The organism is Streptomyces sp. E-08 (assembly GCF_049913095.1).
Taxonomy (GTDB): domain Bacteria; phylum Actinomycetota; class Actinomycetes; order Streptomycetales; family Streptomycetaceae; genus Streptomyces.
The window spans coordinates 5,479,877-5,493,114 of the sequence record NZ_CP183971.1 but is presented as its reverse complement, the minus strand read 5'-3'; the positions used below and the strand labels follow the sequence as shown (position 1 = coordinate 5,493,114).

Genomic DNA, 13,238 nt, shown 5'->3' with positions numbered 1-13,238 from the left:
GACAGACACGCCCGAAACGGACCGTTAACACACGTACCGGAGAGCGATCGCCGATATGCGGACACCTCGCCTCCGAAATGGAGTTGACGCGACTTGACGAAAAGCCCGGGCCCCCACAGTTTCTGTGGGGGCCCGGGCTCCGGTGCTGACGCCATGTCAGCCGAGAGCGGCGAAGATCACAGGATCATGACCTACCCCGCCGTGCTCGGCCGTATGCGACCTTACTCAGCCGTTCTTGGCGCGGGAAGACGCACGGCCACGCGCGTTCTGGTCGAGGATGACCTTGCGGATGCGCACGGCCTCCGGGGTCACCTCGACGCACTCGTCGTCGCGGCAGAACTCCAGCGACTGCTCCAGGGAGAGCTTCCGCGGCGGCACGATCGCCTCGAAGGAGTCGGCGGAGGCGGAGCGCATGTTGGTGAGCTTCTTCTCCTTGGTGATGTTCACGTCCATGTCGTCGGAGCGCGAGTTCTCGCCGACGATCATGCCCTCGTACACCTCGGTGCCGGGGTCGGTGAACAGGACGCCGCGCTCCTGGAGGTTGGTCATCGCGAAGGCGGTGACCGCGCCGGCGCGGTCGGCGACCAGCGAACCGTTGTTACGGGTCGTCAGCGTGCCGAACCACGGCTCGTGGCCCTCGTGGATCGAGTGGGCGATGCCCGTACCGCGGGTGTTGGTGAGGAACTCCGTACGGAAGCCGATGAGGCCACGGGACGGAACGACGAACTCCATGCGGACCCAGCCGGAGCCGTGGTTCGACATGTTGTCCATGCGGCCCTTGCGGACACCCATGAGCTGCGTGACCGCGCCCATGTGCTCCTCGGGGACGTCGACGGTGAGGCGCTCGACCGGCTCGTGGACCTTGCCGTCGACGAGCTTGGTGACGACCTGCGGCTTGCCGATGGTGAGCTCGAAGCCCTCGCGGCGCATCTGCTCGACCAGGATGGCGAGCGCGAGCTCACCCCGGCCCTGGACCTCCCAGGCGTCGGGACGCTCGGTGTCGAGGACGCGGAGCGAGACGTTACCGATGAGCTCGCGGTCCAGACGGTCCTTGACCTGGCGGGCGGTGACCTTGCGCTGCTTGACCGCGGACTTGGCGTCCGCGCCCTTGCCCGTGCCACCGCGGCCGACGAGCGGCGAGGTGTTGGTGCCGATGGTCATGGAGATGGCGGGCTGGTCGACCGTGATCAGCGGGAGCGCGATCGGGTTCTCCGGGTCGGCCAGGGTCTCGCCGATCATGATGTCGGGGATACCGGCGACGGCGCAGATGTCACCGGGGCCGGCGACCTCGGCGGGCTTGCGGGTGAGCGCCTCGGTCATCATCAGCTCGGTGATGCGGACGTTGGAGATCGTGCCGTCCCGCTTGATCCACGCGACCGTCTGGCCCTTGCGGAGCTCGCCCTGCTCGACGCGGAGCAGCGCGATGCGGCCGAGGAAGTTGTCGGCGTCCAGGTTGGTGACGTGGGCCTGGAGCGGGGCCTCCTCGTCGTAGACCGGGGCCGGGACGTGCTCCAGGATGGCGGAGAAGAACGGCTCCAGGTTGTCGCTGTCCGCGGGAACGGTGCCGTTCTCCGGCTTGGTCAGCGAGGCGACGCCGTCACGGCCGCAGGCGTAGACGATCGGGAACTCGATCTGGTCCTCGTCCGCGTCCAGGTCGAGGAAGAGGTCGTAGGTCTCGTTGACGACCTCGTCGATCCGGGAGTCCGGGCGGTCCGTCTTGTTGATGCAGAGGATGACGGGCTTGCGCTGCTGGAGCGCCTTGCGCAGCACGAACCGGGTCTGCGGGAGCGGGCCCTCGGAGGCGTCGACGAGGAGGACGACCGCGTCGACCATCGACAGACCGCGCTCGACCTCGCCACCGAAGTCGGCGTGACCGGGGGTGTCGATGATGTTGATCGTGATCGGGGCCCCGCCGTCCTTGGGGTGATACTTCACCGCCGTGTTCTTGGCGAGGATCGTGATGCCCTTCTCACGCTCCAGGTCGTTCGAGTCCATCATGCGGTCGTCGAGCTGCTGGTGGGCGGCGAAGGCACCGGCCTGCTTGAGCATGGCGTCGACGATGGTCGTCTTGCCATGGTCGACGTGGGCGACGATGGCGACGTTACGGATGTCGTGGCGCGTGGGCATGGGTGCTTGCGCTTCTCTCGGATCGTGGGATGCGGCGTCAGTTCCTCGTACGCCCGCCGGGCGGACGCGCCACGGCTATGTCCTATGGTACGGGGCTGCCGCGCAAGGGGCTTCCCCGGCCAAGATCCGAGAGGTGTTGCCGGGAGTGCTGGGGGGTGTGGGGCAGGTCGTGCGACCGGGTCAAAGGGCCGACGCGATCCTGCCCGCCGGGATCACCGGCGGGCAAGGATATTGAGCTGCTTCTGAGGTTGCGACCAGCGGTTTCAGAGCTTTCAGTGCTTTCAGGGGGTTCGCTCGGGTCCCTTGGCGGGTTCGGGCTTCTTGAAGCCGATGTCCTGGTAGCGGGGAGCGGCGAGCCCCCAGGCCCCGGCGTTCACCAGATCGGCCCTGGCGGCGACCAGCTGCGGGCGCTGGTAGAGGGGGATGGAACCGGCCGCGGCCCAGATCCGGGCGTCGGCCTGGCGCACCAGTTCGCGGGCCTCCTCCTCGTCGAGCGTCCCCGCCGCCTGGTCGAACAGCTGGTCGATGCGGTCGGTGCCGACGCGGGAGTAGTTCTGCTCGACCAGGAGCGAGCCGTCCGAGGCCGGCTCGGGCTTGGCGAAGATCGGCCGGGCGTCGGTCGCCGGGAAGGCGGAGGCCGGCCAGGAGTAGAGGGCCAGGTCGTAGTCGCCCGAGGCCACGTGGTCCTTGAAGAAGCTGTCGTCCGAGACCTTGGTGACCTCGGTGCGGATCCCGACCGCGTCGAGCATCCGGACGATCTTGTCCCCGACCGCCCGCAGCGACTCGGAGCCCGGCCCGGACGGCAGGACGAAGCGGAGGCTCAGTGCCTTGCCGTCCTTGCCGAGGGACTTGCCGGCCTCGGGGGCCGTCACGGGGGCCGCGGTGCCGCGCGGGGCGTAGGCCCCGGCCATGCCCTGGTCCGGCTTGGCGGCCGACTGGGCGGCGCGGCCGCCGGCACCGGTGTCGAGCGCCTCGGCGCGGGCGAGGAGCGCGGCGCTCTGGCGGGCGGCGGCGGATCCCGGGGTGAGCACGTCCGTGCCGCTCTCGGGGCCGTTCGCACCGATGACGGGGGCGGGGACGGCGCGGCGGTCGCCGGGCTTGTCGTCGCCCACGATGTAGAGGCCCTCGTCGGAGGCGGTGTCGCTCGCCTTCTTGGCGTCGGTGGAGCCCTCGGCCTTCTTCTCCGTCGCCTTCTCCGGGGTCTTCTCCGTGGTCTTCTTCTCGCCCTCCTTCTTCTTCTCCGCCTCCTGCTCCGCCTCGCTGCCCGCCTTGGTCCCGGCGGGCTTCCGGAGCGCGCCGCCGGGGACCCAGCCCGCGTCGGCGAGGAGCGCCTGCGCCTCCTTGGTGTCCTGGCCGCCGAGCGCGTCGCTGCTGTCCGCGTACGCCGCCTGGCCCGCGAGGGCGAGGTGGCTGCCGGGGGGCAGGGCGGGGAGGCCGAGCGGCTTGAGCACGGATTCGGCCAGTTCCTGGCGGTTGATGGCGCGGGCCACCGCTCGCCGTACCCGCTCGTCGGCCAGCGGGCCGGACTCGCCGTTCAGCGAGAGCTGGGTGTAGGCGGGCTCCAGGGACTTGCGGACCACGTACTTCGCCAGGGTGTCCTGGGCGCTCGCGTACCGGGTGATCGCCTCCTGGTTCTTCTTGCGGGCCGCCTGGACCTCCGCCGCCTTCTCGTCGTCGGAGCCGTGGGCGAGGGCCCAGGACTTCAGGGCCTTGGAGGGGGTGACGGCGGCGCCGGGGCCGTGGGCGAGGGCCGCCTCGGCGCCGTTCCGGCCGGCGCGGGCGTCCCGGAGGGCGAGGGTGATCCGATCGGCCGCGGACCGGTCGATCTCGGCCAGGTCGAGGGTGCCCGCGGCGAGCGCGTCGGCCCGGCCGGCGCGGGGGACGACCTTGAGGACGACGCTGTCGAGCTTGGCGGGCTGGCCCCACCAGCGGGGGTTGCGGGCGAGGGTGACGTCGCCGCTCTTCCGGTCGACCGTCTTGAGCAGGAACGGTCCTGCAGTGGCCTTGAGGGTGGTGCGCGCCCCGTCGTTGAAGGCGTTCGGGGAACCCATCACCTGCTTCGGGTAGAGGGGCGTGAAGAGGGACTGCCAGTCGGCGTAGGGCTTGGCGAAGGTGACCCGGACCTCCAGGTCGTTCTTGCCGCGCTCGATCTTCTCGATCCGCTCGTAGCCGGAGTTGCGGGCGGTCCAGTACGCGGTGTCGCGGCCGCTCAGCGCGCGCCACTGGGCCACGAAGTCGGGGGCGCCGATCTCGCGGCCGTCGCTCCACACCGCCTGCTGGTTGAGCTTGTAGAGGACGACCTGCTTGGGCTCGGTCTCGACGACCTGCGCGGTCTCCAGGTAGTCGGGGTTGAGCTGCGGCCGGCCCCGCCCGTCGAGCGTGTAGAGGGAGGGGAGCACGGCCCCGGCGATGCGCGAGGTGGTGCCGTCGGCGTCGGCCTGGAAGCTGTTGAGCGTGGTGGGCAGCGCGTCGACGGCCCAGCGGAGGGTGCCGCCGTCGGCGACCCGGTCGCGTGCGGCGGGCGCGTAGTCCTGGGCCGCGGCCGGGGTCTCGTCGGCCTCGTCGCCGGAGCTGCAGCCGGCGAGGACGGTGACCGCGAGGGCCGCGCTCGTGAGGGTGGCGACGGAGCGGAGCGTGCGGGAGCGCGGGCTCCTGGAGCATGTCCTCCCGCGAGGGGCGCCGATCTGGGACATGACTTGTACCCCTTCGTCCAGATTTATGCCATTTGGAGATGATCAGACCTATTGCTCATACACTGAAAAGGACGGAGCAGATCCGGCCACGGCGACACGGCGGGGCGCCCGGCAAACCCCACTCGTGCGGCCCAACCGCCCGTGCACACGACTTCCCAAGCGAGATGTGACGCGCGACACTCACGAAGGTGAGGGCAACCATGTCCGTTCAGGACGATCTGGCGGCCGTCAGGCGCCGCCTGCAGGACCTGGAACACACGGTCGAAGAACTGGAACGCCGCGTCGGGGCGGAGCGGGGCGCGCCACCCACGCCGTCCGCCGACCGTGCGCAGAGCATGGTGACCATTCCCGAGGCCCCGTACGACGCCGGGAAGTGGACCGACGTCGACGACGAGGGCCTGGGCGCACGCGACCGCCACGCGCCGTAGAGGCATCGGGGCGTCGAGCCGCGGAGCCGAGAGCTGTGGAGCCGCGGACCCGTAGAGCCGTAGAGCCGTAGAGCCGTAGAGCCGTAGAGCCGTAGAGCCGAGGAGGCCCTGTTGGCCACAGGTACGCAACCCCCGACGAGTCGCCGGGCCGCGACGGGGGTGCGCTCCCCGGGGCGCGCCGCCATCGCGGCCCGCCATCTGCGGACCGACCGCTGGTGGCTCTCCCCCGCCGTCACCGCGGCCGGACTGCTCGCCTTCGTCGCGTACTCGACGTGGCGGGCCTTCGCGAACGCCCACTACTACGCCGCCCCGTACGTCTCCCCGTTCTACTCGCCCTGCCTCGCGGAGAACTGCGTCCCCATGCGGGGCGGCCCGAACTGGGAGCTCTTCGGCAGCTGGTGGGGGCTCTCCCCCGCCCTGCTGATCCTGGTCTTCCCGCTGGGCTTCCGGCTGACCTGCTACTACTACCGCAAGGCGTACTACCGGGGGTTCTGGGCGGCTCCCCCGGCCTGCGCGGTCGCCGAGCCCCACCGCACGTACACCGGCGAGACCCGCTTCCCGCTGCTCCTGCAGAACCTCCACCGGTACTTCTTCTACGCGGCGGTGCCGGTCGCCGGGATCCTCACGTACGACACCGCGCTGACCTTCCGGGACGCCGACTACGCCTGGGGCCACGCCGGGCTCGGGACGCTGGTCTTCCTCGTCAACATCGTCCTCATCTGGTCGTACACCCTCTCCTGCCACTCCTGCCGGCACATCGTCGGCGGCCGTCTGCGGCACTTCTCGAAGCACCCCGTCCGCTACCGGCTGTGGACCTGGGTGGGGCGCCTGAACCGGCGTCACATGCAACTCGCCTGGGCGTCGCTGATCAGCGTCGCCGTCTGCGACCTGTACGTGTACCTGCTCGCCACCGGCGCCTTCGACGACCCGAGGTTCTTCTGACATGAGTGCTGTGAGCTCCGTGGAACGGCAGCTGTGGGACGTGGTCGTGGTCGGCGCGGGCGGCGCCGGGCTGCGGGCCGCGATCGAGGCGCGCCGGGCCGGTGCGCGCACCGCCGTCATCTGCAAGTCCCTCTTCGGCAAGGCGCACACGGTGATGGCCGAGGGCGGCATCGCCGCCTCCATGGCGAACGCCAACGAGCACGACGACTGGAAGACGCACTTCCGGGACACCATGCGCGGCGGGAAGTTCCTCAACCAGTGGCGGATGGCCGAGCTGCACGCCCAGGAGGCCCCCGAGCGGGTCTGGGAGCTGGAGACCTGGGGCGCGCTCTTCGACCGCACCCCGGACGGCCGGATCTCCCAGCGGAACTTCGGCGGCCACGAGTACCCGCGGCTCGCGCACGTCGGCGACCGTACCGGTCTCGAACTCCTGCGGACCCTCCAGCAGAAGGTGGTCGGCCTCCAGCAGGAGGACCACCGGGAGACCGGCGACCACGAGGCGCGCCTGAAGGTCTTCCAGGAGTTCACCGTCACCCGCATCCTCAAGGACGGTGACGGGAGGGTCTCGGGGGTCTTCTGCTACGAGCGGGAGAGCGGGCGCTTCCTCGTCCTGGAGGCGCCTGCGGTGGTCCTCGCGACCGGCGGCATCGGCAAGTCCTTCAAGGTCACGTCGAACTCCTGGGAGTACACGGGCGACGGCCACGCGCTCGCCCTGCTCGCCGGTGCGCCCCTGGTGAACATGGAGTTCGTGCAGTTCCACCCGACCGGCATGGTCTGGCCGCCCTCGGTGAAGGGGATCCTGGTCACCGAGTCCGTACGCGGCGACGGCGGGGTCCTGCGGAACTCCGAGGGCCGGCGCTTCATGTTCGACTACGTCCCCGACGTCTTCAAGGAGAAGTACGCCGAGTCGGAGGAGGAGGGCGACCGCTGGTACGAGGACCCCGACCACAACCGGCGCCCGCCCGAGCTGCTGCCGCGCGACGAGGTGGCGCGGGCCATCAACTCCGAGGTGAAGGAGGGGCGCGGCTCCCCGCACGGCGGTGTCTTCCTCGACGTGTCGACCCGGATGCCGGCGGAGAGGATCCGGCGCCGGCTGCCCTCGATGTACCACCAGTTCAAGGAGCTGGCGGACGTCGACATCACGGCCGAGGCGATGGAGGTCGGGCCGACCTGCCACTACGTGATGGGCGGGGTCGCCGTCGACTCGGAGACGGCCGCCACGGTCGGGGTGGCCGGCCTCTTCGCCGCCGGTGAGGTCGCGGGCGGCATGCACGGCTCCAACCGGCTCGGCGGGAACTCGCTCTCCGACCTGCTGGTCTTCGGGCGGCGGGCCGGGCTCCACGCGGCGCAGTACGCGATGTCGGGGGCCGGCGGCGGAGTCGTCGAGGACGACGTGACCGCCGCACGGGCGGAGGCGCTGGCCCCGTTCGACCCGGTCGACGCGGGGCCTCCGGAGAACCCGTACACGCTCCACCAGGAGCTCCAGCAGACCATGAACGACCTCGTCGGGATCATCCGGCGGGAGAGCGAGATGGCCGAGGCCCTGGAGCGGATCGCCGCGCTGCGGGAGCGGGCCGGACGGATCGTGGTCGAGGGACACCGGCAGTTCAACCCCGGCTGGCACCTCGCGCTCGACCTGCGCAACATGCTCCTGGTGAGCGAGTGCGTGGCCCGGGCCGCCCTGGAGCGCACCGAGTCCCGGGGCGGGCACACCCGCGAGGACCGTCCCACGATGGAGCGGTCCTGGCGCCCGGTGAACCTGCTCTGCCGGGCCGGGGACGGCGGGGTCGCCCTGGAGCGGGTGCGCACCGAGCCCATCAGGCCGGACCTGCTCGCCCTCTTCGACAAGGAGGAGCTGGCGAAGTACCTGGCGGAGGAGGAGCTGGACGCATGAGCACGTACGAGGCCCGCTTCCGGATCTGGCGCGGCGACACCGACGGCGGGGAGCTCACCGACTACACGGTCGAGGTGCACGACGGCGAGGTGGTCCTCGACATCGTCCACCGCCTCCAGGCCACCCAGGCCCCCGACCTGGCCGTGCGCTGGAACTGCAAGGCGGGCAAGTGCGGGTCGTGCTCGGCCGAGGTCAACGGCCGGCCGCGGCTGATGTGCATGACCCGGATGTCGGTCTTCGCGCGGGACGAGGTGGTCACGATCACCCCCATGCGCGCCTTCCCCGTCGTCCGCGACCTGGTCACGGACGTGTCCTTCAACTACGCGAAGGCCCGGGAGATCCCGGCGTTCGTCCCGCCCGCCGGACTCGGCCCCGGCGAGTACCGGATGCGGCAGGAGGACGTGGACCGCTCGCAGGAGTTCAGGAAGTGCATCGAGTGCTTCCTGTGCCAGGACACCTGCCATGTGGTGCGCGACCACGAGGAGAACAAGGAGGCGTTCGCCGGGCCCCGCTTCCTCATGCGGGTCGCGGAGCTCGACATGCACCCCCTCGACGCGGCGGAGGAGGCCGGGCTCGACCGGCGGAAGACCGCGCAGGAGGAGCACGGCCTCGGCTACTGCAACATCACCAAGTGCTGCACCGAGGTCTGCCCGGAGTCCATCAGGATCACCGACAACGCCCTGATCCCGCTGAAGGAGCGGGTCGTGGACCGGAAGTACGACCCGCTCGTCTGGCTCGGGAACACGATCAGGCGGCGGAAGACCTAGCTAGGGGGTGTCTTGTCGATCAGGCCGGATCAGGGAGCGGCGTCTGGTGCCGGGCATCGCAAGGCGGAGGAGGGAGGCAACGCGGAGCGTTGTCGACCGACGACAACGCGGCGAGGCGCGGTGCCAGGCGCCGCGAGCCCGGCCTGATCGGCAAGACACCCCCCTAGTACCGCCGTCGCCCGCACCCGCGTTCCAGCGGCCGAGGACCGGCTCGGCGAGGGTGCGGGCGGTGCGGCACAGGGTCTGCCCGTGGAGGTCGAACAGCTCGTCGCGCGAGGAGAAGCGGCCGAGGTCCGCCCGCAGGTGGGCGGACAGGTCGCAGGGCGCCGACCCGGCGCACGCGACCGGCGCGTCCCAGTCGACGGCGGTCCGGGCGACGGCCTCGAAGAGCGTCTCGGCCCCGGAGTTGGTGAACCCGCCGCCGTGCGCGGAGGGGCCGAGCCCGGTGAACAGCTCGGCGATCGGGACCCAGGCGTCCCCGGTGCCGCCGTCCGTGCCGTCCGCGCCGCCCGCGCCGTCGAGCCGGAACTCCGGCCAGGCGAGGAGGACCTCCTCCGGGACGAACGCGCGGAGCTTCGGGAACCTCGGGTACCAGAAGGAGCCGTCCACCAGCAGGCCGCGCACCCGGGTCTCCACGCCGAGGGACCGTGCCACCGCCTCCAGGACCGCCATCCGCTGGCTGCACGAGCCGCGGCCGAGGCGCAGGGTGCGCGACACCCGGCGCCGGTCCTCGACGGAGTACACCGGCCGCACGGCGGTGACGAGGATGCCGTGCGCCACCTGGAGCCGGGCGCGGTCGGTGACCGCCCCGCGCGCCGCGGACTCGCGCAGCACCCGGGCCACGAGCTCCGTCACCAGCGGGTGCTCCAGGTCCAGGACCGGGGTGGGCCGGGTGGACCCGGGTACCTCCCGCGCGAGCGCCTCGGCATCCCGCGCGCGGACGGGCATCAGCAGACGGCTGGTCATGACGCACTCCCCCTCACGGGCGGCCCGCCCGGGCCACCCGGCCTCATCCTCCTCCGCCCGGTCCCGCCCCGGCACTCGGGGGCCCTCCCGGCTCAGAGCCAGCCCGCCCGGTAGGCCGCCCAGTCCCCCTCCTCCGCCGCGAAGTCGACGTACAGCGCGAGGCCGAACCGCTCGCGGCCGGGGTCGGTGCGGCCCAGGCCGAGTCTCGCTCCCTTGACGGCCGCGGCGACCGTCTCCGCGTTCTCGTGGTGCCCGAGGTCGTCCTCGTGGAAGAAGGGGAGGCCCATGAGCAGGTCCGTGCTCTCCGGCGTCACCTCCAGGGCGAGGGACGTCTGCTGGGCGACGTACCCGCCGTACAGGCTCTCCAGCGGCATCCAGGTGTCGTACGACATGACGGCGATCTGGTCGACGCGGCGGGCGACCTCGCCGAAGAACTCCTGCGACCACCACTTCTCGCTGCCGTTGGAGCTGACCGCCCCCAGCGCCGTGTGGGCGCCCGGCAGCGGGTCGATCTGGTGGGCGGCCACCGAGAGCGGGGCCTTGCGGGCCCGGGTCAGCTTCCCGAGGTCGTCGAGGAGGGAGAGGTAGTCCCGGTCGTCGGAGTGCAGCGGCTCCAGGTCGAAGTGGACCCCGTCGAAGCCGGCGTCGAGGATCTGCCGGGCCGAGCCCACGACGGCGCGGCGCGACCCGGCGTCCTCCAGGCGCAGGCCCACGGGCCCCTCGCTCGCCAGGACGTCGCCGAGCCAGGCCTGGACGCGTATCCCGGGCATCAGACGGTGCACGCCGTCGATCAGCCACTCGGCGCGGGCGTACCTCGCGGCCGGCAGGGTCCCGTCGTGCTCCAGGGGCCCGGCGTGCACGTACAGGTCACGGATGCCGCTGTCCTTCAGACGCGCGGCGAGCGCCGTGAGGTCCGCGTCCTTCTTCCGTCCGTCGACCCAGGCGTGCCCGATCCAGAAGGCGTCCTTGCCGCGGGTCCGCGCGTCGTCCCTGAGGTCGCCCGTGTAGCTGACGCGCAGCGCCAGTGCGCCGAAGAGCGGGGGCACCACGAGCAACAGGACCAGGCCGAGGACGAACCAGCGCCCCCGCCTCCACACACGCCTCAGCCGTCCGTCCACCCGAGCCCCCCAAGAGCCGTCGCGTCACTGGAACCACCGTAACGGCGGCTACTGACAGTGACGCCCGGGCGAGGGAAACGGTTTCCGGACGGCGCGAGTCCGCACTTCGGCCCGGGTGCGGGGACGGCGGCGGCCCGGTCGCGGGTGGGTCCGCGGTCCGGTCGCGAGCGTGCATACAGGGACATAGCCTCCCTTCTGTGACACGAATAGCCACCCGAGCCCTTCTCGCGGTGCTGGTGGCGGCGTGGTGGCTCCTCGTGCCCGCCGTACACGGTGCACACGCCGACGACCCCGTCGCCCTGTCCCGGGACGGGCAGATCACCGACCGCGTGGACGCCCTCGGGGACCGCCGCGCCTCCGTGGTCGAGGCCCTCGACCGGCTCTACGACGACCGGCGCGTCCAGCTCTTCGTCGTCTACGTACGGGACTTCTCCGGCCGCTCCGGCCAGAGCTGGGCCGACGCCACCGCGGAACGCAACGGGCTCGGCGTCGACGACCTGCTGCTCGCCGTCGCCACCCACGACCGGCAGTACGGCTACTCGGCCGACCCCGACTCCCGCTTCACCCAGGCCCAGCTCGACGAGGTCGCCCGGACCGCGATCGAACCGGCCCTGCGGCAGAACGACTGGGCCGGCGCCGCCATCGGCGCGGCGAACGGCTACGACGCCGTCCTCGCCGGCCGGCCCGTCCCCACCCCGGCCGTCACCCCCGGACCCGCCGACCCCGGGACCGCGCCCGACGACGGCACCTCGGCCACCGACCTCGTGCTGCCCGTGGTCCTCGTCGGCGGCGCGGGGGCCGTCGCGGCCTACGCGTACACCAAACGGCGGCGCCGCACCGAGACCCGCACGACTCCCGGCGGCGGGCAGGGCTGGGGCCCGCCGAAGGAGACCGCGCCGCCGTCGCCGGCCGAGCTCGACGGGGAGGCCCGCCGGACCCTGGTCGCCACCGACGACGCCGTCCGCACCAGCCAGGAGGAACTCGGCTTCGCGTCGGCCCAGTTCGGCGAGGAGGCGGTGCGCCCCTTCACCGAGGCGGTCGACTTCGCCAAGGAGCAGCTGACCGCCTCGTTCCGGCTGCGGCAGAAGCTCGACGACTCCTTCCCCGAGGACGACGCGACCCGCCGGAGCATGCTGGAGGAGATCCTCCGCCGCTGCGCCGAGGCGAACGCGCGGCTCGACGCCGAGACGGAGGACTTCGACCGGCTCCGCGCCCTGGAGAGCACGGCCCCGGAGGCGCTTGCCGCGGTGGAGGCGGCGTTCCGGGAGCAGACCGGGCGGATCGCGACGGCCGGGGCGACGCTGACCGCGATGCGCGAGCGGTACGCGGAGACGGCCGCCGCCCCCGTCGCCGGTGACGTCGAGCAGGCGAAGGACCGGCTCGTGTTCGCCACGGCCCACGTCGACCAGGCCCGCCGGCAGATCGACGCCGGTGACAACGGCGGCGCCGCGGTGCACATCCGGGCCGCCGAGGGCGCGGTGGACCAGGCGGCCCGGCTGATCGAGGCGGTGGACCGGCGGGCGCAGGAGCTGGCCGAGGCCGTGGGGAGGCTGACGGGCGCGCTCGCGGAGACGGACGCGGACCTGGCGGAGGCCCGCGGGCTGTTGAAGGGCACCGCCGAGGGGGTGTCCACGGCCGACCTCCAGGGCCGGATCGCCCGCGCCGAGTCGGTGATCGCCGAGGTGCGGCGCGGTGTGGACGCCGGGCGGTACGACCCGATCGACGCCCTGCGCCGGGTCGAGGAGGCCGACGGGGCGCTCGACGAGACGCTGGAGGGGGCGCGGGAACGCGCGTCGGGGACGCGGCGCGCCCGCACGCTCCTCGATCAGGTGATGCTGACGGCCCGTTCGGCGATCGGGGCGGCCGCCGACTACATCACCACGCACCGGGGCGCGGTGGGCAGTGAGGCCCGGACGCGCCTCGCCGAGGCCCAGCGCCGCTGGGAGAAGGCGCGGTCGCTCGCGGCCGACGGCGACCCGCAGGCGGCGCTCGTGGAGGCGCAGCAGGCGGACGCACTGGCCCGGCGCGCCCAGGACCTCGCCGAGCAGGACGTCCGCACGTACGGGAACCCGAACGGCCTGGGCGGTGTATCAGGAGTGGGAGGAAGCGGTGGCGGCGGGCTCGGCGGTGCGGTGCTCGGCGGCATCATCCTCGGCGGACTGTTCGGCGGCGGGTCCGGCAGAGGAGGAGGGGGCGGATTCGGGGGCGGAGGTTTCGGCGGCGGGCCCGGCAGCTTCGGCGGCAGCGGCACGCGCGGCCGGCTGGGCGGCGGAGGCCGTTTCTGAGTTCCACGAGATCTCCAA

9 protein-coding genes are annotated in these 13,238 nt (G+C 72.3%); 5 read left to right on the top strand and 4 right to left on the bottom strand.

Going from position 1 to position 13,238, the window contains the following annotated elements; genetic code table 11:
• Positions 1-225 precede the first annotated feature (225 nt).
• Positions 226-2,127, bottom strand: coding sequence for a translational GTPase TypA (gene typA / locus ACN9MM_RS25480; protein WP_426365933.1), 1,902 nt, complete (start codon positions 2,125-2,127; stop codon positions 226-228).
• A 281-nt stretch (positions 2,128-2,408) separates the two neighbouring features.
• The gene (locus ACN9MM_RS25475) at positions 2,409-4,820 is read right to left on the bottom strand and encodes an ABC transporter family substrate-binding protein (RefSeq protein ID WP_426365932.1); all 2,412 of its coding nucleotides are present in this window, start codon (positions 4,818-4,820) and stop codon (positions 2,409-2,411) included.
• Positions 4,821-5,020: 200 nt separating this feature from the next.
• Here ACN9MM_RS25475 and ACN9MM_RS25470 point away from each other — a divergent pair, with 200 nt between their 5' ends.
• The 4 genes from ACN9MM_RS25470 (at position 5,021) to ACN9MM_RS25455 (ending at position 8,851) form a co-directional block, all read left to right on the top strand.
• Positions 5,021-5,248: a hypothetical protein gene (locus tag ACN9MM_RS25470; protein ID WP_426365931.1), complete on the top strand. Its 228-nt coding sequence runs from the start codon at positions 5,021-5,023 to the stop codon at positions 5,246-5,248.
• Between the two features lie 111 nt (positions 5,249-5,359).
• On the top strand, positions 5,360-6,190 hold the full coding sequence (locus tag ACN9MM_RS25465; protein ID WP_426365930.1) for a hypothetical protein: 831 nt from the start codon (positions 5,360-5,362) through the stop codon (positions 6,188-6,190).
• Positions 6,191-6,200: 10 nt separating this feature from the next.
• Positions 6,201-8,084: a fumarate reductase/succinate dehydrogenase flavoprotein subunit gene (locus tag ACN9MM_RS25460; RefSeq protein ID WP_426368826.1), complete on the top strand. Its 1,884-nt coding sequence runs from the start codon at positions 6,201-6,203 to the stop codon at positions 8,082-8,084.
• On the top strand, positions 8,081-8,851 hold the full coding sequence (locus ACN9MM_RS25455; RefSeq protein ID WP_426365928.1) for a succinate dehydrogenase/fumarate reductase iron-sulfur subunit: 771 nt from the start codon (positions 8,081-8,083) through the stop codon (positions 8,849-8,851). The genes ACN9MM_RS25460 and ACN9MM_RS25455 overlap by 4 nt, the downstream gene beginning before the upstream one ends.
• Here the strand turns inward: ACN9MM_RS25455 and ACN9MM_RS25450 are convergent, their stop codons facing one another.
• A complete protein-coding gene (locus tag ACN9MM_RS25450) occupies positions 8,852-9,817 on the bottom strand; it encodes a transglutaminase domain-containing protein (RefSeq protein WP_426365927.1) in 966 nt (321 codons plus the stop codon). It abuts the gene before it with no gap.
• Positions 9,818-9,909: 92 nt separating this feature from the next.
• Positions 9,910-10,935, bottom strand: a complete 1,026-nt coding sequence (locus ACN9MM_RS25445) for a hypothetical protein (RefSeq protein ID WP_426365926.1) — start codon at positions 10,933-10,935, stop codon at positions 9,910-9,912.
• Positions 10,936-11,132: 197 nt separating this feature from the next.
• Between ACN9MM_RS25445 and ACN9MM_RS25440 the strand changes: the two genes are divergently transcribed.
• Positions 11,133-13,220 carry a TPM domain-containing protein gene (locus ACN9MM_RS25440; protein ID WP_426365925.1) on the top strand — a complete coding sequence of 696 codons (2,088 nt, stop codon included), beginning with the start codon at positions 11,133-11,135 and terminating at the stop codon, positions 13,218-13,220.
• Positions 13,221-13,238: the final 18 nt, after the last annotated feature.